Annotated in this window: 17 protein-coding genes; 5 read left to right on the top strand and 12 right to left on the bottom strand. The window is 67.1% G+C overall.

The window, feature by feature from the left end; translation table 11 throughout:
- Positions 1-317: 317 nt before the first annotated feature.
- Positions 318-2,174 (top strand): serine/threonine-protein kinase, encoded by a 1,857-nt coding sequence (locus tag JWS14_RS02900; RefSeq protein WP_206012451.1) that lies wholly within the window; start codon positions 318-320, stop codon positions 2,172-2,174.
- 268 nt (positions 2,175-2,442) lie between these two features.
- Here JWS14_RS02900 and JWS14_RS02895 read toward each other — a convergent pair whose 3' ends face one another.
- Entirely contained in the window at positions 2,443-4,800 is a 2,358-nt protein-coding gene (locus tag JWS14_RS02895) for an FHA domain-containing protein (protein WP_206012450.1), read from the bottom strand.
- A 664-nt stretch (positions 4,801-5,464) separates the two neighbouring features.
- Positions 5,465-6,166 carry a C39 family peptidase gene (locus tag JWS14_RS02890; RefSeq protein ID WP_206012449.1) on the bottom strand — a complete coding sequence of 234 codons (702 nt, stop codon included), beginning with the start codon at positions 6,164-6,166 and terminating at the stop codon, positions 5,465-5,467.
- A 224-nt stretch (positions 6,167-6,390) separates the two neighbouring features.
- Here JWS14_RS02890 and JWS14_RS02885 point away from each other — a divergent pair, with 224 nt between their 5' ends.
- Positions 6,391-7,524, top strand: coding sequence for a BTAD domain-containing putative transcriptional regulator (locus JWS14_RS02885; RefSeq protein WP_095863933.1), 1,134 nt, complete (start codon positions 6,391-6,393; stop codon positions 7,522-7,524).
- A 156-nt stretch (positions 7,525-7,680) separates the two neighbouring features.
- Here JWS14_RS02885 and JWS14_RS02880 read toward each other — a convergent pair whose 3' ends face one another.
- The 4 genes from JWS14_RS02880 to JWS14_RS02865 form a co-directional block, all read right to left on the bottom strand.
- Positions 7,681-8,874, bottom strand: a complete 1,194-nt coding sequence (locus tag JWS14_RS02880) for an RDD family protein (RefSeq protein ID WP_206012448.1) — start codon at positions 8,872-8,874, stop codon at positions 7,681-7,683.
- A gap of 1,423 nt (positions 8,875-10,297) precedes the next feature.
- Positions 10,298-10,474 carry a hypothetical protein gene (locus tag JWS14_RS49910; protein ID WP_241031245.1) on the bottom strand — a complete coding sequence of 59 codons (177 nt, stop codon included), beginning with the start codon at positions 10,472-10,474 and terminating at the stop codon, positions 10,298-10,300.
- 52 nt (positions 10,475-10,526) lie between these two features.
- The gene (locus tag JWS14_RS02870) at positions 10,527-11,459 is read right to left on the bottom strand and encodes an alpha/beta hydrolase (RefSeq protein ID WP_206015902.1); all 933 of its coding nucleotides are present in this window, start codon (positions 11,457-11,459) and stop codon (positions 10,527-10,529) included.
- Positions 11,460-11,473: 14 nt separating this feature from the next.
- Positions 11,474-12,943: a flavin-containing monooxygenase gene (locus tag JWS14_RS02865; RefSeq protein ID WP_206015901.1), complete on the bottom strand. Its 1,470-nt coding sequence runs from the start codon at positions 12,941-12,943 to the stop codon at positions 11,474-11,476.
- A gap of 159 nt (positions 12,944-13,102) precedes the next feature.
- On the opposite strand from JWS14_RS02865, the gene JWS14_RS02860 reads away from it, so the two are divergent.
- Both JWS14_RS02860 and JWS14_RS51440 read left to right on the top strand, forming a co-directional pair.
- Positions 13,103-14,350, top strand: coding sequence for a PucR family transcriptional regulator (locus JWS14_RS02860; RefSeq protein WP_179377697.1), 1,248 nt, complete (start codon positions 13,103-13,105; stop codon positions 14,348-14,350).
- A 435-nt stretch (positions 14,351-14,785) separates the two neighbouring features.
- A complete protein-coding gene (locus JWS14_RS51440) occupies positions 14,786-15,049 on the top strand; it encodes a M48 family metalloprotease (RefSeq protein WP_338051534.1) in 264 nt (87 codons plus the stop codon).
- Positions 15,050-15,188: 139 nt separating this feature from the next.
- Here JWS14_RS51440 and JWS14_RS02855 read toward each other — a convergent pair whose 3' ends face one another.
- The 3 genes from JWS14_RS02855 to JWS14_RS02845 all read right to left on the bottom strand — a co-directional run bounded on the left by JWS14_RS02855 (position 15,189) and on the right by JWS14_RS02845 (position 18,486).
- Positions 15,189-16,223 carry a glutamate ABC transporter substrate-binding protein gene (locus JWS14_RS02855; protein WP_072951431.1) on the bottom strand — a complete coding sequence of 345 codons (1,035 nt, stop codon included), beginning with the start codon at positions 16,221-16,223 and terminating at the stop codon, positions 15,189-15,191.
- Positions 16,223-17,569: a hypothetical protein gene (locus JWS14_RS02850; RefSeq protein WP_095863937.1), complete on the bottom strand. Its 1,347-nt coding sequence runs from the start codon at positions 17,567-17,569 to the stop codon at positions 16,223-16,225. The genes JWS14_RS02855 and JWS14_RS02850 overlap by 1 nt, the downstream gene beginning before the upstream one ends.
- 308 nt (positions 17,570-17,877) lie before the next feature.
- Positions 17,878-18,486 carry a hypothetical protein gene (locus JWS14_RS02845; protein WP_206012447.1) on the bottom strand — a complete coding sequence of 203 codons (609 nt, stop codon included), beginning with the start codon at positions 18,484-18,486 and terminating at the stop codon, positions 17,878-17,880.
- Positions 18,487-19,551: 1,065 nt separating this feature from the next.
- Here JWS14_RS02845 and JWS14_RS02840 point away from each other — a divergent pair.
- Entirely contained in the window at positions 19,552-20,457 is a 906-nt protein-coding gene (locus tag JWS14_RS02840; protein WP_206012446.1) for a nucleoid-structuring protein H-NS, read from the top strand.
- Between the two features lie 103 nt (positions 20,458-20,560).
- On the opposite strand, the gene JWS14_RS02835 is transcribed toward JWS14_RS02840, so the two are convergent.
- The 3 genes from JWS14_RS02835 to JWS14_RS02825 form a co-directional block, all read right to left on the bottom strand.
- Positions 20,561-20,755, bottom strand: a complete 195-nt coding sequence (locus tag JWS14_RS02835) for a hypothetical protein (RefSeq protein WP_206012445.1) — start codon at positions 20,753-20,755, stop codon at positions 20,561-20,563.
- Between the two features lie 93 nt (positions 20,756-20,848).
- Positions 20,849-21,343: a hypothetical protein gene (locus tag JWS14_RS02830; RefSeq protein WP_206012444.1), complete on the bottom strand. Its 495-nt coding sequence runs from the start codon at positions 21,341-21,343 to the stop codon at positions 20,849-20,851.
- Positions 21,344-22,176: 833 nt separating this feature from the next.
- A complete protein-coding gene (locus JWS14_RS02825) occupies positions 22,177-22,740 on the bottom strand; it encodes an HD domain-containing protein (protein WP_072943180.1) in 564 nt (187 codons plus the stop codon).
- Positions 22,741-22,937: the final 197 nt, after the last annotated feature.

The following is a 22,937-nucleotide window of genomic DNA, read 5'->3' as shown; positions in this document are numbered from 1 at the left end:
GGGATCGACCAGGGCTCCGTGCCTTCAGGACTCCTTGTGTCTCGGCTACCGAGCTATTAGAGTCGGGGTGGTAGCGCAACGACTTTGTCGGCCTCGCGCGCGAGGCGATCTAGCGATGGAGGGGAATCTGGGCGGGAGCTTCCTCTAGAGCGCCGTGGTCCTGCCCGCCGCAACACCCGTCCTGCGCCGATCGCGTGCGCGGCCCGCCCGAGGGGACAGACGCCACTGCTCGACCTGCACTCCCCGTTCCCCTTGCCGATCACGATGGTCGCCGGCGGAAGGCTGCCTGCGACCATCGCGCCGAAGGGAGTGCAACGATGAGCGGCACCGCGCAGGGATCACGGATCGGCACCCAGTTCGGGCATTACCATCTCAAGCGGCTTCTCGGCAAAGGCGGCATGGGCGAGGTCTACGAGGCGTACGACCTCGACAAGGACCGCACCGTGGCGCTCAAACTCCTCCCCGACGCCTTGGCCGACGACCCGGTCTTCCGCGAACGTCTGCGCCGCGAATCGCACGCCGCCGCCCGCCTGCAGGAACCGCACGTCGTGCCGATCCACGACTACGGCGAAGTCAACGGCGTGCTGTACATCGACATGCGCCTGGTGCAGGGCGCCGACCTGCGCTCACTGTTGACCCGCTACGGGCCGCTGGCCCCGCCGCGGGCGGTCGCCATCATCAGCCAGATCGCCGCCGCCCTCGACGCCGCCCATGCCGACAAGCTCGTGCACCGCGATGTGAAACCCGAGAACGTCCTCGTCACCCGGCAGGACTTCGCCTACCTCGTCGACTTCGGCATCGCGAACTCGGCCACCGACGAGAAGCTGACCACGCTGGGAACCGCCGTCGGCACCTACGACTACATGGCCCCCGAACGCTTCGAGGGCGACGGCAGCGAGGTCACCTACCGCGCCGACATCTATTCGCTGGCCTGCGTTCTACACGAATGCCTCACCGGTGCAAGGCCTTACCCGGCGGACAGCATCCGGGTGAAGATCAGCTCACACCTGTTCGAGCCACCACCGCGGCCCAGTGTGGCGCGCCCCGGCGTGCCGGCGGGCTTCGATGCCGTCATCGCCCGCGGCATGGCGAAGAGCCCGCAGGATCGCTACGCCACCGCCGGCGATCTCGCACTCGCCGCCCACGACGCCCTCAGCGCCGGCGATCAGGACGAGGCCGCCACCCTCATCGAGAAAACCCAGGGCGACGCCGCCGAGCCCGGCCCGCCGGATGCCGCGGGACGGACCGGCACACCCCCACCGGCGCACACGCCGCCGCCCGCCGCCGCACCACCGACCTACATCGACACCCCGCCGCCTCCGCCGTACGGCACCCGCACGCCGCCGCCTCCGCCGTACGGCACCCGCACTCCGCCGCCTCCGCCCTACGGCCCCGTGCCACCGCAAGAACACGGTGCCCCGAATGCCAACGCAGACACCTGGATCGACTCACACTCACCGACCGCGGGACACGGTGGGGCCGGCGCGCCCCCCGGGTGGGACAGCACACAGGTCGCCCCACCCCCGCCCCCGGGGTGGGGCGGCCCCCAGCAGAGCCAGCCGCCGCGCCCGGGTCCGTCCAAGCGGATGTGGATTGTCTTCGCCGGCGCCGCGCTCGTCGTGGTCGCGGCCGCGGCCGGTGTGGCGATGTGGCTCGCGAAACCGGCACCCACGCCGCCCGCACCGGCTCCCGCGCAGGTGTCCGCACCCCCGACGTCCCCGGAACCGTCCGGCCAATTCACCGCCGCCGATCAGCAGCTGATGCAGGTCATGCCCACCGGATACGGCGAATTCAACTGCCAATCGGAACAGTCGACCCCAGGTGAACTCTCCTCCCTCTCCTGCCAGCCGAACCAAGCCACCGGTGCGCCCTCCGCCCGCTTCTTCCTGTTCACCGATCTCGCGGCACTGCAGAGCCATTACGACGATGTCCTCAATGAGACGGACGTCATTTCCTGCCCGGACGGTGGCGGCGGTCCCGGCCCGTACAGTTCGCACGGTGAACCCCAGACCGTCGGCCAGGTGGCGTGTTTCATGTCCGCCGACACTCCGCCGGTGCCCGCCATCGCCTGGACGAACGAAGCCGATCTGGCGGTCGGAAAGGTGTTCGCGGATGACCCGAACGGCATGACACCCATGTACGAGTGGTGGACGAAGCAGGGGGCGTTCGAGTAGGACGGGAGCAACCGGCGGCCGCCGCGCCGTGTCGCGGGCACCGCGGGTGCTCGACCGACCGGGGTAGTCGACGCGAGCCGTCGCTGCCGACCCTCCCGCCCGGGGCGGATCGGATCGCCGTCGAGCCGGTATGGGTTGCCGCTCGGTGGGTTTCACCGGCGACTCGCAGGCCCGTCCGCACCTGTCCGCTCGGCAGGAGCAAATCCGGTGCGGTGCACGGGAGAAGGCGGGGGTTACGCCGTCATTGCCGCTGGGGGTGTCGGCGCGTTCATCGGTCGACGCGACGGCGGGAATCGACGCGGCCGAGCAGCAGAGCGAGTACCACGATCATGATGACGGCGAGGACGCCGCAGATCGCGAGGTCGGTCAGCCAGATTTCGGGAGTGTGCCGCCACAGCGGATCGTCGGCTCCGGGAGATCCCGGCATCGCCGCCAGGTCCACGGTGGAGGCGGCCATCGCATAGGTCCAGCGCGACGGGGAGAGCCAGGACAGCTGTTCGAGGGGCACACGCCCGTGTAGCGGGAACAGACCGCCGCAGAGGATGAGTTGGGCCATGACGACGAGCACCAACAAGGGCATACCCCGGTCGGCGTTGTCGATCATCGCCGAGATGAGCAACCCGATGATCATCGAGGTGACGGTCACCGCGATCACTGCGATCGCGATCTCGGCTTCACCGGATCCCAGCAGGGCGGCGCCGTCCGGCCCCGGCCGCCCGACCCATCCCAGGATCCCGAGAACCAGTCCCTGCAGACCGGTGATCACGGTGAGCACCGCGAGCTTGGAGGCGAGATAGGCGTTGCGGGACAGACCGATTGCGTGTTCCCGTCGGTAGATGGCCCTTTCCTTGACGATCTCGCGGACCGCTGCTGCGCAGCCCATCAGGGCGCCGCCGATGATCAGCAGGACCAGTAACTGGCCGGGCTCGTTCGAGTGCTGGACCGCTGCCTGGGTGAGCGAGAGCCCGGCGGTGCCGGGAACAGCATGGGTGAACAGACTGAGCAGCAGTGGCAGTGCCAGCAGGAAGGCCGTGTACTGGCGGTCGGCGGCGATGACGGCCAGGTAGCGGCGGCACAGGATCGCGAACTGGGTGAGCGCGGATTGTTGGGCGTTCGGGTTCTCGGGCGGCGACCGGTGTCCGGGCGGTGCAGGCGTGGCATCGGTCGGGCGCGGGCCGATGTACACCGGGTACAGAGGCGACTGCCGGAAGCGGGCGGCCCAATCGGTGACGGTGTCGTGCTCGAGCAGCGTGAACAGATCGGGGAAGTCCTCGCAGTGAAAGTAGGTGAGCGCTTGCCCAGGGGGCCCGAAGTATGCGAGCCGGCCCCCGGGGGCGAGGACGAGAAGCCGATCGCACAGGTCGAGTTGGGACACATTGTGCGTCACGACCACCACCGATCGGCCCTCGTCGGCCAAGCCGCGCAGCGTCTGCATCACCGACTTGTCGTATCCAGGATCGAGCCCGGAGGTCGGTTCGTCGAGGAACAACAGCGAGGGTTTGGTCAGTAACTCCAACGCGACGCTGGTGCGCTTGCGTTGTCCCCCCGAGAGGCTGGTGATGCGCTGGTCCGCCTGGCCGGTCAGCCCGAGTTCGGCGAGCACCTCGTCGATACGCTGCTGCCGGGCCTCGGCGGACACGTCCTGCGGAAACCGCAGCCGCGCAGCGTAGTTCAGTGCACGGCGCACCGTGAGCTGGGTGTGCAGAATGTCATCCTGCGGGACGAAACCGATACGGTGTCGCAGTTCCGCGTAGTTCGCGTACAGATCGCGCCCACCGTATTGCACGGCCCCACTCGTGGCCGGCCGGAACCCGGTCAGGGCATTGAGCAGGGTGGATTTTCCGGCACCGGTCGGTCCCACCACCGCGAGAAGGCTGCGTTGATCCAGGGTGAACCCCACACCCGTGAGCAGGACACGTCCGTTTGCGGTGACCGACTCCAGGTCGGTGGCCTCGAAGGACACGTCACCGGTGTCGACGTATTCCTCGAGTCTGTTGCCGTTCAGCCGCAGCAGTTGATGACCGACGCCGATCACGTCCGGCTCACCGATACGCGCCTGGGACACCCGGATTCCATTGACGTAGGTTCCGTTGGCGCTGCCGAGGTCGACGATGTCCCAGCTCCCGCCCGAATATCGCAGTTCCGCGTGATGGCGGGAGACCAGCAGGTCGTCGAGGATCACGTCGTTGTCGTCGGTGCGGCCGATCCTGATCCGAGGCTGCTCGATCGCATGAACAGCGGTGGGGGGCCGCGGCGATCGATCGCCCTCCGATGGTGTCGGCGCAGGTTCCGGGGGTGGTGCCGACGGTACGGGACGAAGGTGCAGGACCACACCGTGGGACGGGTTCCCGAGTACGACCGTCGTGGGTCCGTGCACCGGCACCTGATCGACCCGCTGTCCGTCCAGGAAGATGCCGTTTCGGCTTTGATTGCTCAAGGTCCAGCCGTGCGGTGTCGTGGTCAGGACCGCATGCGAGCGTGAGATGCGCGGATTGGCCAACTGTGCATCGGCGGTCTCGGACCGGCCGATGGTGAAGGTGTGGCCCGGCGCTGCCCGCCACCGGTGCCCGTCGGCCGCAACTTCCAGTGCTGGGGGCCCGTTGGGTGGGGAGTCGTCGGGGTTCATAGCGGCAGTGCCGGGAGCATATGTGTGTCGGTGCGATGATCTCGTACGCGAGCGTCGAAGTCCGGCGCCCAGCGACCGGTGCTTGCGTACCGCCCGCGAGTCGTAACGCAGGATCTCGGCATCCGGGCGCCAACCACTATCATCTCGAGGCCAACCGCCGTGATGACGTTCGCATGCCGAGTTACTTTCCTGCGTATCACCATGCCAACCGAGTCGTTGACGTTTCTCCCAGATCCTTCCTGCGATGTCGAACGCGGGTATCGCGCCGAGGGTCCGAGGTGGGCGTGGGCCGATTGGGAACCCTCGACACGAACAGTCATCGTGAAGCAGTCATCTCACTCGGCTGCCTAACAACAAGATTGCCGTAACATATGGCAATCTCATGATACGGAATGGTGCGCGATCGTGGTAGTCGCGTGCCGGTCATGCCGGCAGACATGGAGAACGCCGGCGTCGATGACGATGTCGGCGTTCTCTGGAAGCCTCACTGAAAGGGTGCCGCCGGCGGACACCGCACAGTCGGGATCGGAATGTCCGAATGAGTGCGCACAGCCGGCGTACCGAACTCCGGTGGGATCAGCGCGGCGTCGCCGCCATGCCGGAATCGCGAGCTGTTGCCTGCTTGGGGTGGCGGTGCCGGACCGGCAGGCACCGAGCGCAGCATCTACAGGGTGGTGATCATCTCGTAGTCACTGGTGCTCCAGGAGGCGAGGAACACGTCGAGGCTGATCGTCTCGGCGCGACCGGTGTCGATGCCGCTGTCGTTGAGGTAGACCAACCCCGCGGCGAGGTCGATGCCGGTGACGACGACGGCGTGATCGGCGGTGGTGCGGTCACCGCGTTCGCCCCAAATGATTTCCGCGTTCACCCCGACGATGACCTTCCGGCCAATCACGAGATCTGCGACGAGTTCATCGACGCCGGCCGTCGCGTTTTCGGCGTGGCTGAGGACGGCGGCGATGTCATAGTTCGCCAGCAACACGGGAATGTCCTCGGAAGCCGTCCCGCCGGTGCTGGCATCGGCGTCCGCGGGTCCGCTTGCCGCGTCGCCCGTGTAGATCGGGCCCGGTGTGACGGTGCTGGGGGTGTTGCGTGCGACCTCGACGATCTCGGCCTCGGAGGGACTGCGGCCGGTGACTTCTCCGACGACGTCGGCGACCGCCATCTCCGCGCAGTCGTCACCGTGCTGACGTTGCCAGTATGTGGCGGCTCCTACCGGATCGCCGACCACCACCGAGGCTGACATGGTCGAGACCGCGGCGGGGCTCACCGCGTTCGCGGTGCCGACGAGGCCGAGAGCTGCCACCCCGATAACAGCGGCGGTGATGCAGGTACTGGCGGCGGTGGCGATCTTGCGGGTGAACACGACGGTGGACCTTCTCTCATTGTCTTGCTGGGGACGTGAGGAAGTGTGTGGTCCGCCGCTTATCCGATCCTGGTCAAATCCCTATCCCCGCATCCGTCGAGCACATCCCCCGGCGAGCGACGCCGACGCCCCGTGCTGCCGGGCCTGGTAGATCCCATGTCCGGGACGGCATAATTGATGCCGACGCAACAACCTCGCGCGGGCGCCCGGAGCGAAAAGGCTCGGTGATTGGTGTGGCAGAGAATGTCGAGGCAATAAGTCCCCGGCTCGGTCTCCACGTCCTGGGCTCAGTGGAGTTGACCATCGATGGAGCGCCGCAGTCCCTGGGTGGCACCAAACCGCGCGCTGTGCTCGCGATGCTGCTCATCCGGCGCGGTCGTGTGGTCGCGGCCGACGCCCTCGCCGCGGCGGCGTGGAATGACGATCCGCCCCCGGACTACCGGGCCAGTTTGCACGTGATCGTGTCCAAACTGCGAAAGGCCCTCGGTGGCGCCGACGTGGACCCCAAGACCGTATTGGCGACCGTAGCACCGGGATACCGACTGTCGGTGGCGGACGACGACTTCGACCTGGCCCGGTTTCGGGCATTGTCGTCGACCGGTGGCCGGCTCGCCGAGGCCGGACAATTCGAGGAGGCGAGCGCCGCACTGTCTCACGCCCTGGACGAGTGGAAAGGGCCGGTCCTCGACGATCTACGCGGGCACAGCTTTGCCGATGCGTTCGCCGCCACTCTCGAAGAGGAACTGCTGGCGACCGCATCGGCGCGAACCCAGTCCGAAATTGCATGTGGCCGAGCCGAATCAGTAATCTCTACTCTGATCGATCTGACGAATGAGCATCCCCTTCGAGAGCCACTGTGGGCCCAGCTGATCACCGCCCTCTACCTGGCCGGCCGGCAATCCGACGCCTTGGACGCATGCCGGCGGCTACGCACAACCCTCGCCGACGAACTGGGCATCGACCCATCCGGACCACTACAAGACCTCGAAAAACGAATCCTGAATCAGGAACCGTTGACCGTGACGACCGGCGCCATGACGTTGACCTTGATCGAGCAGCAACAGCGAGTGGCCACCGGACAGCTCCGCGACCGCGCCGGCACGGCGATCCCGGTTCCCCCCGGTGGTCTGCGGATCGGGCGAAAGAACACCAACGATCTCGTGCTCAGCCACCGCAACGTCAGCCGGTACCACGCGATCGTCGTGGCTACCGGGCCGCAATACGAAATCCGGGACCTGCAGTCGTCAAACGGCACGCTGATCAACGGCGAGCGCATCATCGACTCCGCCATTCTCGGCCATGGCGACGTCATCCGCATCGGCAGCACCGAATGGTCGTTCGAGGTGATTGGGCCGTAGGGCCAACTGCGCCAACGACTGTGGCGATGACTCTGTCGCCGCTACGTGGCGTCGACTACGCAGCTGGTAGGGGACCACCAGCTCTGGTGCTCCGGTGGTGGTTGCCGAGGCGACCGACGCTCGTCCGGTTGTGCCGGCTGACTTCGACGCAACCGGTTAGATTGTCGTAGCGCTTCTCGTACGGAAAAAGTCCTTACTCGATGTTTGCAAGATCAGTGTCACGACGACCACGGCAAGCCCTGAGCACACGACTCCGAGAACTCGTCCGTAATCACTCGTGCTCACCCCGACATTGACGAGAGAGAGCCCCACTGTGACTGATGAAGTCCACAGGAGGGATTTGTTGGCGCGACCCCTCGAGACGCCGACTCCACCCCATATGAACAACCCGGCAAACACAAGGCCGACGGGGGAAAGACATAGGGCTGCTGTGACTGCACCGGTCCTGGGATAGTAGTGACTGCTCGTATAGAGCGACACCAAGCTGGCGATAGTGGTCAGCGCGGTCATGACAAGGGCGAGGACCGCTGCCGCGGTGACCGTCCCGGGGCGCTGGGCGATGCCGTAGCCGGCAGACGGAGCAGTGCCATACGCCGAGCCCGGAGCGTTGTAGGACGGGGTGAAATTCGCTGGCGTTCCGTAGGGTTGCCGCGGAGACCAGTGAGCCGGTGACGTGCCGTCGACCGAAGTGCCGTACCGCGGCGGCGGTTGAGTTCCGTAGGCCGGGGGTGGCTGCGGTGTCGAGGCACGCAGCGGTTCGATGGGCAGGCAGACCGTTTTCACGAGCGTGTCGGCGATCGTCTGCCGCTTGGCGGTGAACAACGGCAGCAGATAACCGATGTAGAAGATCGCGTCCAGGATGTGGGCGACCTGACGCACGAGCGACATCCTGAAGCCGATCGGCCGGCCCGTTCGTTCACTGACCACCTTGAACTTCAGCACCGACTTACCGATGCTCGAACCGGTCCGGCCTTGGCGATAGCCCCAGTTCCAGAACCAATACGCGAGCACCACCAGAGTGATGATCGACGAAACGATGCCTTCGAAGACCGACGAGCTGCACGACGTGGCATCGGTGCTCTCGCCGGTAGGGCAGGACGTGCCATCCGCCATGCCGATGATCACTCCGCCGCCGACACCGAAGCCAACGGCGAGGATCATGTACAGAAGTTGGTCGATCACGAAGGCGCCGACACGCCTGATCCATGAGGTATAGGCCTCCGCCGGCAGGACGCCCACGTGATGAGCTGGGAGCGGATACCCCGCGCCGCCGGACGAAGGTGGTTGAGAAGCCCTCGGCGGCCGGGGTGGTGAATAGCCGCCGGGCGGAACTGGTGGTTGTTCGGTCATGGGCCGAGCCTTCCGGAGATGACGCTAGTTCGATGGTAAGACGGTGACTGAGCTGTCCGGCGGTGTGCCATTACTGATGGTGGGAAACCTGCGTGCCTTGATCGGCACCTGCTCGTAGAGTGCGCCAACATAATTGCCCTCACGTCGACAAGCGAGATCCCTGATTTCCCGGGTTCTGAAGCGGTAAAACAGATTCCGAAGTAGGGGAGCCTGCTTGCCAACGTTTGCCCTCACCCACCACGTTTCCGACTGCGGGCGAGATCGGCGTGCGAGGCATCGAAGCAATTCCATTCACTCCATTTCCACCACTCATGTGGAGCATCGATCCGCAGCGGTCGATGCGATGGCCGAATCAGGCCCCGCAACGTGTGCGCATTCAGGATGCCGCTCAGGGCTTAAGCAGCTCTGAACCCCTTCTTATCGGCCCGTATGGTGCGGATCTGCTGGGGGTGGGCCAGCCGACGGTGCGACGGTTGATCGACGTGGGACTTGTCGGCGGAGAAAGTCGGCACTCGGCATCGGCTGTTGTTGCGCGATGTGCTCGAGTATCAGCAGCAGCGCCGTGCCCGCCAGTGCAAGGCACTTGCCCAGACTTTGTCCGGATATGTGATGGCGTCGGGAGGTGGGTATGGATCCTGTGGATCCACTGAACGCACCCGCGGATCTCCTGAGTTGCACCGGGTTGGCCGATTTTCGGGGTGGTTCCGGCGTTTGCACTGGTGACAACGGTGCCATCCGGGAAACTGGCACACTGATATGTACGCCGGTTTGTCAAGTGCGCAGGGCGAGGCGGCGTCCAGGACCGTCGTCGTGGGCGCCGCCCACTGTGGCCCGGTCGATCTGGGGTGGGTGGCGAGCGTGTCGGTTTCGACGCGTGGTCAACTCTGATGTGCGCGGATTGGCTACCGCAGGACGGTTATTCGGCTGGAGTGGGTCGCTCGTCTAAACCGAGCGTGATCCCAACGTGGAGTTGGGGATTGCTCATAGTGTGCTCACGGATCACTCCCAGGCGCTGCCGTCGCCACACCTTGTGATTCGTCCCGGACGTTGGTGGGGGTTCCCCCGTTCGCCGGTCCTTGCCTGCAGGTCGTCGACGACCAAGGAGGCAAGGTGGAGTCCCCGCAGCCGCAGCGAGGAGAACCGACCTTGCCCCCGACCGGAGCAGGCTCGGGATCCCGGCCTTCTGCAGGAGCTCGGCGTCGGTCCACCGCACCTCACGGCGCAGCTGCGGGTCATCGGGATGATCGCGACGGCGCCGGTGTGGCGGGGCGGTGTCAGAGCCTGGCGAGTACCGGCCCAGTCGCGCTTGGCAGGTATTGCCATGGTCTCGTAGACGCTGGTCGTCACGTCGGGTCTCTCCGTTACCGCTTCGATGACCTACGTCTGCGTGCTGGATGGCCTCGGAAATGTTGGTGCTGTAGGTCTACCGTTTCCGGGTCTTTGCGATGTTCTCGTCGGTGGCGGCGACGTCGGCGCGGTTGACGTCGGCGTACATTCCGTGCGCGGAGAGGTCTTTTCCCTTGAATGCGCTGTGCCGGGCAATCTGCCCGCCGAGGATGCCTGCGCCTACTACGGTGACCCGATTCGGGTCGGAGATCACTTCTCCATTGGTGTTCGGTGGTGCACATTCTTGATGTGCGGTGGGTGCGGTCTCACCTCGTCGGTGACGGTGTGCTGTGGAGGGGGTCGAGGACTCGGTGGAGGAAGGTGAGCTGGTCGGCCAGTGCCTGCTGTTGCCAGGGTCCCTGGTAGATGTCGAAGTGATCGACGGGGTACTCGCGCAGTTGCGCGAGCGGGCCGGCCTTGGCGGCGGTCCGGCGGGCGGCGTCGGGCGGCGCGATGCGGTCGTGTGTGCCGATCTGCACCAGGATCGGGCAGGAGAGATGACGAGCGGAAGTGGTGGGCCGGTTCACCCCGACCTCCAGTGCGGTGCGTGCGCACACTTCGTTGCGCCAGGTCGCGCCGGCCATCGAGGTGTAGGCCTCCACGGCGCCGGGCGTGCTGAGGATCGCCGCCGACCCGGGCTGCCCGACCACCGGAACGTGGTGCGGCGCGCGTTTGGTCAGCGCACGGGCGAGGTCCCGCAGCCCGTGTCCGGTGGCGCGAACCAGCTGGCCGGGGCCGGCGTAGCGGGCGATCTGGACCAGGGCGGCGAGCCCGTCGGTGGCCGGTGTCAGGGAAACGACCGCCGCGATGCGCCGATCCTCCGCGGCGACCGCGATGACGTGACCTCCGGAGTACGACGTCCCCCACAGTGCGATTCGGTCCGGGTCGACGCCTGGCAGGCGGCGGGCCGCCTCGATCGCGGCGCGGTAGTCCTGTCGCTGACGGCGGAACGACACATGTTGGCGGGGTGTGCCGTCCGAGTCACCGAAGCCGCGGTAGTCGAAGACGAACGCATCGATGCCTGCCTGAGCGAATGCCTCGGCGTAGCCCAGCAGGCCGGTGTCCCGGGTGCCGCCGAAGCCGTGTGCCATGACCACGCACGGCCGGCCGGGTTCTCGGTCTGGCGCGTCGGTGGTGGCCGGAACGTGCCAGGCCGCACAGGTGACGCCGTGGCTGGTGAAGGTGATCTCGTTGTTCATCGTGCTCGCTCCGGTCACGAGGCCAGCAGAGCCGGCGGGTGGGCGGTGAATCGCAGGTCGGGGTCCTCGATCGGCCCCTCACGCAGCCGCTCGACGTCCTTGTCGTAGGCCGTCGCGGCTGTCCACGGGCCGCTGGTGCCGGCACGGGGGAACGCGGCGACCGCACGCTGGACGTATCCGGAGGTGAGGTCGAGCAACGGGACCCGTTCCATGTCCGGATCGGTGAGGACCGGTTCGACGATGGTGTAGCCGCGCTCGTCCATGTGATCGAGCAGTCGGCAGAAGTGCTCGCTGATGAGGTCGACCTTGAGCGTCCAGGAGATGTTCGTGTAGCCGAGTGCGAACACGAAGTTCGGTAGGCCGCTGAGCATCATCGACTTGTAGACGGTGGTGTCGGGCGGATTCACCGGCTCTCCGTCGACTCTGATCCGGATCGCACCGAACGCGAGCATGTTCAAACCGGTGGCGGTGACGACGATGTCGGCCTCGAGTTCCTGGCCGGACTCGAGCCGGATTCCGGTTTCGGTGAATCGTTCGATCCGATCCGTCACTACCGAGGCCTGGCTTGTCGAGATCGCCTTGAACAGGTCGCCGTTGGGCACCATGCAGAGGCGCTGATCCCAGGGGTTGTAGCGGGGGGTGAAGTGAGTGTCGACGTCGAAGTTCTTGGGCAGCTGGCGGCGGACCCCGGCGATCAACAGCTTCCGCATGAGCTTCGGGGAGCGCCGGCAGGCCGTGAAGATCCCGCGGTGCATCATGATGTTCTTGCGCCGGATGATCGGGTACGCCCGCTTCGGGCCGATCAGCTTGTTGAGCGTGTTCGCGATCGCGTCCTCGGCCGGCAGCGAGAGCACGTAGCTCGGCGACCGCTGCAACATCGTGATGTGCCCTGCGGTGCCGGCCATCGCGGGGATCAGCGTGGCCGCGGTCGCGCCGCTGCCGATGACCACCACCTTCTTGCCGGAGTAGTCGAGGTCTTCGGGCCAGTGCTGGGGATGAACCACCTGGCCGGTGAAGTCCTCGATGCCGTCGAATTCGGGCGTGAAGCCGGCCTCGTGGTCGTAGTAGCCGGTACCGGAGAACAGGAACCGCGCGGTGATCTGCACGGTCTCGTCGCTGCCGGAACGGTGCGCGGTCACAGTCCAGCGCCCCGCCGACGAGGAGAACTCCGCCGCCGACACCCGGTATCCGAAGCGGATGTGCTCGTCGATGTGGTTCTCGGTGACGGTCTCCTGCAGGTAGTCCAGGATGATGTGCGCGTCGGCGATCGCCTTCTTGTGCGTCCACGGCTTGAACCCGAAGCCGAAGGTCGGCATGTCCGAATCCGAGCGGATCCCCGGGTAGCGGAACTGGGTCCACGTCCCGCCGATCGCGTCCTTACCGTCGAGGATCGCGAACGTCGTGTCCGGCCGGCGGGTCTTGAGGTGGTAGGCCGCGCCGATTCCGGAGATGCCGGCGCCGATGATCAACACATCGAATTCCATGGTCTCCACGTCGGGGATGGTCGTGATCGTCACTGGTGTCTCCTGGACGCTGTCGAGTGGGGGTGTGATGTGATTCACAGTAAATCCGCACCGACACCCGGCGACATGTCCGTACGCCTATACCTTGCCCCCGACTATGTGCGGTAGCACACTCTGTTCATGACCAGCGCAACGACCCCCGCGGTGATCGTCAGGCTCATGGGTGACGTCGCCGACTCGATGCTCGCCGAACTCGATCGGTTCGTCGAAGACATGGACGCCGAGGTGGTCAAGCTGGCCCCAGCGCTGGGCGCCGATGCCGCGATCGCGGCGGAGATGTCGGCAAGCAACCGCGCGAACGTCGCGCGCCTACTGACGACACTCTCACGCCGCGACGGCCGCGCGGCACCGATCGACGTCCCACCGGAGGCGCTGGATGTGGTCCGCACCATCGTGCGCCGCGGCATCGACCTCGACGTGATCTTCCACGCCTACCGGCGAGGGCAGAACCTGGTGTGGCAGAGCTTCATCGCCCATGCCGCTCGGGTCGTCGCGCCGGGCCCGCAGCTCGTCGAGTTGTTGGAGGCGTTTTCGCAGCACCTGTTCGAGAACGTCGACCACGTGATCGGCCGCGTCATTGCCGACGCGCAGCGTGAGCGCGAGGAGGTGCTCGGTGGTGCGCTCGCACGCCGCACCGAGACCGTTCGTCTGATCCTCGACGGTGCCCCGATCGACAGCCGCCGAGCCAGCGAACGCCTGGGGTACGAACTGGCCCGCCGCCATACCGCACTCGTGTTGTGGACCCAACCGCCCGGCGAGGTGCAGGGCGCGCTGGAGTCCGCCGCCACCAGCCTCGCCCGCGCCGCCGGTGCGCGCCCTCCGCTGACCCTCCCCGCCGGAACCTCGACGCTGTGGGCCTGGCTCGGTACCGACTCCGACCCCGCGCTCGACGCATTGCGCGACGCGCTCACCCGAGCGCAACCCAACGTCCGCGTCGCGGTCGGCCCCACCCAGCCCGGCATCACCGGGTTCCGCCGCTCACACGATGCGGCGCTGACCATCCAGCGGCTGCTCAGCGGGCACCCGAGCGGCGCGCGCCTGGCGCTCTACCGCGACCTCGAAGTCACGGCGCTGGCAGCGCAAAACCAAGACCGCGCAGCCGATTTCGTCGCCACGACGCTGGGTCCGCTCGCCGTGGACACGCCCAGCGCGGCGCGGCTCCGCGAGACCCTGCGGGTGTTCCTCGACGAAGCCGAGAACGCACCCCGCGCCGCCGTCCGCCTGCACACCCACCGCAATACCGTCCTGCAACGCGTCGCGCGTGCAACCGAACTCCTCGGTCACCATCCCGGCGAACGCCGGCTGGCGCTCGAACTCGCGCTCGAACTCGCCCACCACATCGGGCCCCGGGTCCTGACCCGGACCTGACGAACATTCAGGTACCCCGTGATCGCCGCAACCGACCCGCGACCTTCCCCACCGAGTACTCGAGCGCGCCGCGGATCCCCTGGGTCGGCGTGCGGCACGCTCACAGACGTCCAGCGTGGCACCCCCCCGAGGCGACCCGTCACTGCCCTCCGCGCACCGGGGCGGAGGGGAGTCCGCTCCGAAATGCGGCGACCCGCATCCCTGTGAGGTGGGCGCCTCGGTTGTGATGGTGCTGTGACCCGATGTGATGACATGTCCCCGGTTTGTGATGTGGGTGTCGGGGGAGTGCCGGCGCCGGGGCGCGCGGGGTGTCGACGGCCGCGCGGATGTCCGTTTCGACCGGTGTTGAGTCTTTTCTGAAATATGTTGATATACAACATATTTAGATAATCAATTGCAGGGCAAGATTCTGCGAGAATTATGCACAGGATCTAGCTGGCCCTCGACGACCACCAACTGCGCGCCGTCCTCGCCCACGAACGCGCACACCTGAACGGCGGGCACCGTCTGCTGCTCGGCCCGGTGCGGGCCCGCGCCGCAGCGATGCATCCGATTCTGCGGGACGGCGGGCTGGTAGATGACGCGGACGTCGCAGAAACGCCCGGCAAGCTCGTCCGCCCCGCCGCCATCTACACCGGACCCGCACCTCGCACCCCCCGAGTCCGTCGAGGGCTGGGACAGATCGCCCACACCAGCTGACCGGCGAAACTGTTTTGCTAGTGCGAAGTCCGCCAGTCGAACCGGAGCATGGCTGTCGCGGCCGGACTCGACGTTCTTGGACAGTTCCCAATTTCACCGCGTGGAAAGGCTTGGACGCGGACTGCAACTCCGTGTCTGCTCAGTCGCGGTAGATCGCTGGGGGTGGGCCCGAGACCGGTCCGAGCGGGGTGGCCAGCCACCGGTCGTAGATGCGCATCCAGGTGCCGTCGGCGCGGATGCGGTCGAGTGTGCCATTGACGAACCGCACCAGGTCGCTCCGGTCCTTGTTGACCCCTATTCCGGCGTGTTCGGTCTCGAGCGGTGGTCCGACGATCTGCAGTTCCGGGTCCTGGGCGGTGAATCCGGCCAGAAGTGAGTCGGAGGTGCTGGCGGCGTCGGCCTGTGCCTTCTGCAGGGTGACCAGGCAGTCGTCCCAGTCGGGGACTGCGACGATCGTGGCCTGCGGCGCGACCCGTTGGACGGTGGCCAATGAGGTGGTGGCGATGAAGCTGCAGACCCGTTTCCCGGCGAGGTCCGCCGGTCCGGTGATGTCGGAGCCCTTGGGGACCAGCAGGCGCTGGTAGGTGCGCAGGTACTCGGTGGAGAAGCCGACCCGTTGTGCGCGATCGCAGGTGATGGAGGTGGAGTGGACGACGACGTCCACGTCGTTGTTCTCGAGTGCGGTGAACCGGCCTGCGGAGGTGAGCAGCCGGAATTCGAGCTTCTCCGGATCGCCGAAGATGTCGCGGGTGATCTCGCGGGCGATGTCGACGTCGAAGCCCTGCAAGGTGCCGGTGTCCGGGTCCCGGAAGCTGAGCAGATTGGTGTTCTGATCGATACCGACGATCAACCGACCGCGAGCGGCAATCTCGGCGAGCGAGCCGCCGGGTGGCATCTGTCCGGGTGCCGGCGGTGGGCCGGGACGCAGGCTGGCGAGGGCACCGCACGATTCGGGTGATGGTGGTTCCGGAGGCGCGGTGCCCAGGGGCGCGATGATCTGTGCGCCACCCGACATCGGTCGGGTGTACAGACCAGTGGCGGTCGGGGTGAGCGGATCCGGTGCGGCGCACGCGGTGAGGACGGCGCCGGCGGTGGCGATGATCGCGACACCGACGAGGATCCCGAGCCGCGTTCGCGGTCCCGCGCTCTGTGTCGGTAGCGTCATCCGGGTCATCAGTGGTACTCGTTCAGTCTCGGCCAGATACCCCCGCCGACGGCGAATCCGCCGAGAACTCCGATTACGATGCTACCGATGGCCAGCTTCGACATCGACCGATACGTGTCCGTCACGGCGTCGACCTCGTCGTCGCGGAGCCGGTCGATTGCGCTGCGCAGGGACTGGTCGAGGGCGGCGAACCGTGCCGTCGATGCGGCAGGATCGGATCCGACGGCGATCGCCGCGGCGGCCGGGTAGTCACCGCGATCGAGGGCATTGTCGATCTCCTGATGCGCGGCACGCCACCCGTCGAGTGCGGTCACGGCGCCGTCGATCGGTTCCGCGGCGGCACGTCCGTGTGAGTCGGCCAGCTGCCGGGCGAGTTCCTCCGAGAGCGCCTCCGTACGCCGGGCATAGTCGATCTCGTACCGGGTGTCCGATCCGCGCTGCACTATGGCGAGGGTTTCGTCGGCGCGGGCCTGCTGCGCCAGAATGCGAGCGTGGACGACGGCATCGAGAGGTTGGGTCCCTTCAACTCTCGCGCGGTCGCTCGCCATCGACGACACCACACTTGCCGCGACCAACCAGATCAGCAGAACGGCCATCAGTGCGGTGGCGGCGGCGAGGCCGGGGTTGACCCGACGTTTGTTCTTCCGCCGCAGGTACAGCTGGGCGAGGATGAGGGCGACGAGCATGGCAACGGTCACGGTGAGGGCGGTCGTGGGCAGTTGCGCAATGTGGGTTTGGGTATCGGCGACCGCCTGGGATTGGTGGACGTAGAGGCGTTCGGCCATCGGGAGGATGGTGTCCTGCATGAGCGTGGAGGCATCGGACAGGTACGCCACCGCGACCGGGTTGCCGGCCCGGTCGTTGGCTTGCGCAGTCGCCACCAGGTTGGAGTACTCGGCGAGGTTGCGCACGATGTCCGACAGCAGTGCCAGCGATTCGGCGTCCTGTGACGAGACGCCGTTGGCTGCGGTGACCAACGCGCTCGATGCCTCGCCGATCGCCTGGGTGTACTGCTGCCGGACGGCGGTCGTTTCGGTGCCGCTGGAGAGGAAGGACGTGGTGGCGTCGGCGTCGGCGATCGACAACGCGCTGTAGACGTTCTGGGCGGCATTCATCAGCGGTTCGGTGTGGGTGCGGAGGGTCTCGACGCGCTGCTGCCGGGCTGCAACCGCGGCCGAGGTGATCACAGCAGCGGTGAGGACCGCCGCGACGAGCAGGATCCCCAGCACGGACAGCCGTCCCGGCGTGGAGACGAGAAAGTCCATCCACGGACGGCGGCGGGCCTCGGGCTCGACGACCAGACCCTCATCGAGGGTAGGGGCTTCGGTAGCAACACGGTCACCACGGTGGAACATCCGGCCTCCTGCCCCACAAACCTGCTGGTCGGTCCCAGTCGGGATTGCCCGGCGGCCGTCCAGAGCAGCGACAGAATCGGCTGTGCGTCGCCGCCGAGTACAGCATGCTTCCCAGGGGCTGACCGAGGGAAAGACACCGGGTGCACCAGAAGATCAACGAACATCTCGAGACAACTCGTCAAATCCTGCTGTTCGCGTGAAATTCGGTTGCCTGGATCCACTTCCTTCCGAAGGGTCATCGCTGTCGGCATCGCGACCGGGCGGCATCTGTGTGTAAGGCCGGTGCGGCGCGCGACGGGTGGTTGTCGCTACCGCGACGCGGAGACCAGCATGGGCTCGCGCAGGTCGAAGTAGTCGACCTCGCCCATCAGCCGGCCTTCCTCCTCGAACAGCGAACGCAGATCGTCGGGGACGGTGATCTTCTCGTGTGCGCGGGCCTCGGGCTCGGTGGTGAAGTACACCGCCTCGACGTATCCGCCGTCGCTGGCGGCGGCGAACGTACCGCCGAGGATTTCCGGCCGCACCCCGGGTAGCTTGTCGCCGGCCTGGGCCATCAGCTCAGACAGCCGGTGCGCGTCGGTGGTGTGGCCCTCCATGATCTGCACGAACCCGGCATCGTCGGAGCCGCCACCGAGCCACTCCATCGCGTCCGGGCAGTCCATGAAGGTGACCGGGCCGTCGAAACACCGCTCGGTCTCGGCCCACCAGGTGCCCTGCTCGGGACGTTCGCTGTTGCGGCGGGCCGCCTCCTCGGAGTCGAACCGAACCAGGGCGATGTACGTGCCGTCGCCGCGGGTGCCGGAGGTGGAGCCGAGGTAGCCGGTGGCCCCCGGTTGCAGTTCCTCGTTCCATCGATCCATGCATTCGCGCAGCCGCGGCTGATCGGCAACTTTTCCCTGGATGACTTGGATGAACATCAGTAACCTCCTCCCGCGGGGACACAGGTCCCCTCGGTGAGTGCAACGGTGGCCGACTTGTCGCGGTCCACCGCCGGCGGGCGTCGACGGCCCGCGGCCGCAGCCACTGCGTACCCAATTTTTCTCCGCCAGACCGTGTGGGGCAAGGGCACGCACCGGCAGCTCGCTCGACCCGGTGGAGGTCGAACGGGTGTCCGCCTTCCTCGGTCGGAACGGGCGCGTGCAGAGCGAGTGGTGATCGGACGGCGGGCCATTCGTTCCGCCGTGCGGCCTTCTGATCGACGTCTCAGACGTGCGTTCGGTGCGCAGGTTTCGAGTGATCGCGCACCGGCACTGCCTGGTTACTCGGATGCCTCGATCGGCCCGGGCGCCCACACACAAGATGCGCCCCGTCACGCGGTCCTCGCGTGCACATCGGCGCTCCCCGAACTCGCCGAATTCCCCGATGACCTCGTTCGGATGTAGCGTGTACGCCGTAGGCATGGCTGCGGCGGGCACGGTGCTTGTCCACCATCGTCTCCTCGACGTCGACGAACACGACATCGGTGTCCATCGCCTCTTCAATGGCGATCAGTTCGAGCCGTGGTGTTGGGACCCCGAATCACGATCACGAATCACGAGTCCTGAGACCACGCCGTGCGTGTGGTGCGCGAGTGCCCGGTGCGTGACCCGGATCGCTGGCTGCTTTCTGTCGGGACGTCAGGCGACGGACGGTCGCGGTGGCGGACTGGTCGGCGCCGAATCCGACAGTCCTGGTTCATCGCTCACGTCCACCGACGGGTTGTCGGTGTGCGACGACCGTCGGCGCAGTATTCGGTGGGGGTGGTGTCGGATATCGGTGGTCGCGCCCAACCGGAGGCGCGGTCAACGAAATGTCGACGGGTGCATCAGACTGGGCGAAAGACGGCGGTTTGTGTCAGCCGCACTACTTACCGATATGCACCGCACAATCCGCCGGTCGCTCGTTGACTGCCATTCACGGTTAGTCTGTCCGGTGATGGATACGTCCGAGGAGGCCGCCTGTGCGTCGGCGGCCGTGACTGCGGAAGGCTGGCTGAGTTGGCCATGAACGTTATCAGCGGCGCCGCGCGCGCCGCCAGAAATGCAGTCGGGGTTCTTCGGGATGCAGGAGAGGGCGCCTGGTCCTGGACGAACAGCAAGCTGCGGCAACAGATGAAAGCATCGGAGGGTGCCAAGGCCGGACTCGAGGGGGAACCCCAGATCAGCACCACCCCCGAGTCGGAGCAGGCGTCGCCCGTGAAGGAGGCTGCTGCCGAAAAGCCGACCCCGTCTGAGGTGGCGCCGGTGAAGAAGACTGCGGCCGCGAAGGCGCCCGCGAGGAAGGCCGTGGTGGCCAAGGCGCCCGCGAAGGAGGCTGTGGCCGCCAAGGCAACTGCCAAATCGGTGCCGTCCGGGGTGCCGCCGGTGAAGAAGGCTGCTGGTGCCGCGAAGGCGCCCGCGAGGAAGGCCGTGGTGGCCAAGGCGCCCGCGAGGAAGGCTGTGGCCGCCAAGGCAACTGCCAAATCGGTGCCGTCCGGGGTGCCGCCGGTGAAGAAGGCTGCTGGTGCCGCGAAGACACCCGCGAGGAAGGCCGTGGTGGCCAAGGCGCCCGCGAGGAAGGCCGTGGCCGCCAAGGCAACTGCCAAATCGGTGCCGTCCGGGGTGCCGCCGGTGAAGAAGGCTGCTGCGGCGAAGACGCCCGTGAAGAAGGCTGCTGCGGCGAAGACGCCCGTGAAGAAGGCTGTTGCGGCGAAGACGCCCGTGAAGAAGGCTGTTGCGGCGAAGACGCCCGTGAAGAAGGCTGCTGCGGCGAAGACGCCCGTGAAGAAGGCTGCTGCGGCGAAGACGCCCGTGAAGAAGGCTGCTGCCGCCAAGGCGCCCGCGAAGAAGGCCGCTGCCGCCAAGGCAACCGCCAAACCGACCGGGTCCGCCCTGAGAGGTGCCAAGGCAACTGGGGTTCCTCCCGAATAGTGAAGATCGCTTCCAGCGAGGTCTTCGGTCCCACTCGGTGTTCATTATTCGGGGAACCTGCCACCCCAATCGAATCCATGCACCACTCTGACGGGACGGCCGATCACGTGAGGCGGGTAGGCCACAGGCCGCGTCCTCGACCGAATCCCTGCACATCCCCAGCCGGGCGGAGACCGAACCGGGGGAGCCGGGCCGACCGGTTCAGCAGTCCGTCGCGGGTCGGCCCGTCGAGATCGCCGGCGATGCGTTCGTGGATTGCCCGGGCCTGTGCCACGTCGGGCCCGCTGCGGGCGGCCATAGTGCGGGAGCCACCCTCGCGCAGGTGCGGCGCGAGGGCGGCTCGGTACCACCCACCTTATGGTCCCGGGATCGGGATCGGGGTCGGGGTGTTTCAGCGGGTCGTCTCCTTCTCGGCGGGGGCAGCGTTGGCCTCGTCGATCCGGTCGGCGGCGTCGTCGGCCGGTTCGGTGCGCTCGTCAACGCCCGGGCGGGTGCGCAGCCGTTGGACGGTCCCCGCGCCCCGCTCGGCGAGGTCGGCGTACAGGTCGACGGCACCCTTGCGGTACTCGTCGTAATTCTTGCGCAGCTCCTCGACGGTGAACGCCTCCCGCACCTGCGCCCATCCGGGCAGTTCCGAGGGCAAACCGGCGAGGCGCTGCCGGAAGGCCTCGATCCGCTCCTGCACATCGGTGGGCAGTGACCCGACACGCTCCCGGGCGTCTTCGAACCACCCGGATACCTCGGTGCCGGTGTGCTCGGCGCGCTGGCGCACCTCGGCGACGGCATCGGCAACGGCCTGGACGGCCGCATCGCCGGCACCGACCGTGGCGTACAGGGGCCTCGTTACGTTGTCGATGACCTTGGACTCGCTTGGGGACTCACTCATCTTCGCTCTCCTGCTGTGGGGCTGGACATCAGGTGTCACCTCGGCACCTTGGGCGGCGAGCCCTCTTCGGTCGATCGGTGACATGACAGGACGATCTGCCAAAATTCGGCCCGCCGAAAATGGACTGTAGTCGACCCGGACGTGGTGTCAGGCGTACCGGAGACGGCGGATAACCCCGGGTCCGGGTGTGGGTCACGACGGCATCGCGACCGTGGAGTCCGCCGGCGGGTTCGAGGTTGTGGCGCGGGTCGGGCACGAGGAGCCGATCACCCCTTCCGGGACGGATCGCGGGCCGATGGCCCGACCGACCGCATTGGCCGATTACACCGCGGTTCCCGGAACCGGGCTCGCCCTCACCCCCGAGGTCGAATCGAGGTTCGCCGCCCATCTGCGCAGGCTTTCAACTGTTGCCGATATGTCTAACACTAATTAATAGGTTCTGACATTGTCTGCCTGTGTGAATTGGTGAGGCCGCGGATACTTGGGATGTCGGTGGTTGCGGTGTGCAATAGGGCGGCATGGGGTCGGTGGCCTTCTGGGCGTGTGGGTTCGTGTCACCGAATCTTTGACCGCGCGGACCTCGCTCCTTTCTGGGCAGGCCCGGAGGGGAGTGTGCGGGAGCGACGCCGGAGATGGGGTGGAGGTAGCGTATTGCCGGGTGTGGGGCTCGACAGGGCAACGGGACGTCGATGGCCGATCGGGAAAAGATGGTGCGGGGCAGCGCTACTGGTGAGGCTGAGGAGTTGCGGGTGTAGGCATGGATCGCGGCTCGTGTCCGTGGGGGCGGCGGGCGGGGTTGGGCCGGTGCCGGTCTCCGCTACCAGGCGGCGGGTTCAGTGCAGCCGCAGGCGTTGCTCGACTCGGTCGGCGGCGGCCCGCAGGTAGGGGTCGCGTTGCGGTTGCGCGCGGGCGGCGGCGGAGTCGGGGCCGTGCCGGTCGTGCTTCTCGCGCAGTCGCTGGTCCAGGCTCACCGCCTCGCCGTGTGGTCCGGTCGTCTGATCGGCGACGGTCAGCGCGTCCGAGACTGCGTCCTCGACGAAGCCGAACCGGCTCAGTTGCTCGCCCAGGCCGATGACGGCGGCGACGAACCGGGCGCCGGAGTGATGAGCGACCAGGTCGCACACTCGGGCCGGCCACCCCTGGGCTTGCAGGTAGCGGGCGCCGTCGAGCGGGTGAAACCCGGTCTCGCCCAGCTCGGTGGCGTAGCCGATGTCGTGCAGCCATGCGGCGGCCACCAGTGTGTCCCGGTCGGCGGCGGGGACCGTGGGTGCGAGCGCCAGCGCGTGGGCGGCGACAGACGCGCTGTGGTCGACGCGCACGCGGTCGCGGGCCAGGATGCGCAGTGTCAGCGCCTGGGCGCGGGGCGCCAGCGGTGACGATGTCGCATCTTCGGCCATGACCACACCTCCCGCATGGCGCTGATCGGCACCCGGGCGAACCACCGCACAGGCGGTCCTGGTGTCGGGCTCACACGATATCTCGCGCCGACAGCCTCCGGACGGGGTTCGCCGCTTCTCCTCGGCGGGGGCGGACCTGCAGTCGAGGCGCCGGTGCGAGTGCATCGCCGGGCGCCTCCGACGGACGGTGGCGTGGC

Origin of the sequence: Rhodococcus koreensis (assembly GCF_017068375.1) — a bacterium.
Taxonomy (GTDB): Bacteria; Actinomycetota; Actinomycetes; order Mycobacteriales; family Mycobacteriaceae; genus Rhodococcus_F; species Rhodococcus_F koreensis.
Note: the sequence above shows the minus strand (reverse complement) of the source record. Positions and strands in the feature narration are given on the sequence as shown.

What these genes read in the sequence shown, in the direction of transcription:
- JWS14_RS02900 (WP_206012451.1), top strand. Translation starts at nt 318, where the DNA reads ATGAGCGGCACCGCGCAGGGATCACGGATCGGCACCCAGTTCGGGCAT.
- JWS14_RS02895 (WP_206012450.1), bottom strand. Translation starts at nt 4,800, where the DNA reads ATGAACCCCGACGACTCCCCACCCAACGGGCCCCCAGCACTGGAAGTT.
- JWS14_RS02880 (WP_206012448.1), bottom strand. Translation starts at nt 8,874, where the DNA reads ATGACCGAACAACCACCAGTTCCGCCCGGCGGCTATTCACCACCCCGG.
- JWS14_RS02870 (WP_206015902.1), bottom strand. Translation starts at nt 11,459, where the DNA reads ATGAACAACGAGATCACCTTCACCAGCCACGGCGTCACCTGTGCGGCC.
- JWS14_RS02865 (WP_206015901.1), bottom strand. Translation starts at nt 12,943, where the DNA reads ATGGAATTCGATGTGTTGATCATCGGCGCCGGCATCTCCGGAATCGGC.
- JWS14_RS02860 (WP_179377697.1), top strand. Translation starts at nt 13,103, where the DNA reads ATGACCAGCGCAACGACCCCCGCGGTGATCGTCAGGCTCATGGGTGAC.
- JWS14_RS02855 (WP_072951431.1), bottom strand. Translation starts at nt 16,223, where the DNA reads ATGACCCGGATGACGCTACCGACACAGAGCGCGGGACCGCGAACGCGG.
- JWS14_RS02850 (WP_095863937.1), bottom strand. Translation starts at nt 17,569, where the DNA reads ATGTTCCACCGTGGTGACCGTGTTGCTACCGAAGCCCCTACCCTCGAT.
- JWS14_RS02845 (WP_206012447.1), bottom strand. Translation starts at nt 18,486, where the DNA reads ATGTTCATCCAAGTCATCCAGGGAAAAGTTGCCGATCAGCCGCGGCTG.
- JWS14_RS02840 (WP_206012446.1), top strand. Translation starts at nt 19,552, where the DNA reads ATGAACGTTATCAGCGGCGCCGCGCGCGCCGCCAGAAATGCAGTCGGG.
- JWS14_RS02835 (WP_206012445.1), bottom strand. Translation starts at nt 20,755, where the DNA reads ATGGCCGCCCGCAGCGGGCCCGACGTGGCACAGGCCCGGGCAATCCAC.
- JWS14_RS02830 (WP_206012444.1), bottom strand. Translation starts at nt 21,343, where the DNA reads ATGAGTGAGTCCCCAAGCGAGTCCAAGGTCATCGACAACGTAACGAGG.
- JWS14_RS02825 (WP_072943180.1), bottom strand. Translation starts at nt 22,740, where the DNA reads ATGGCCGAAGATGCGACATCGTCACCGCTGGCGCCCCGCGCCCAGGCG.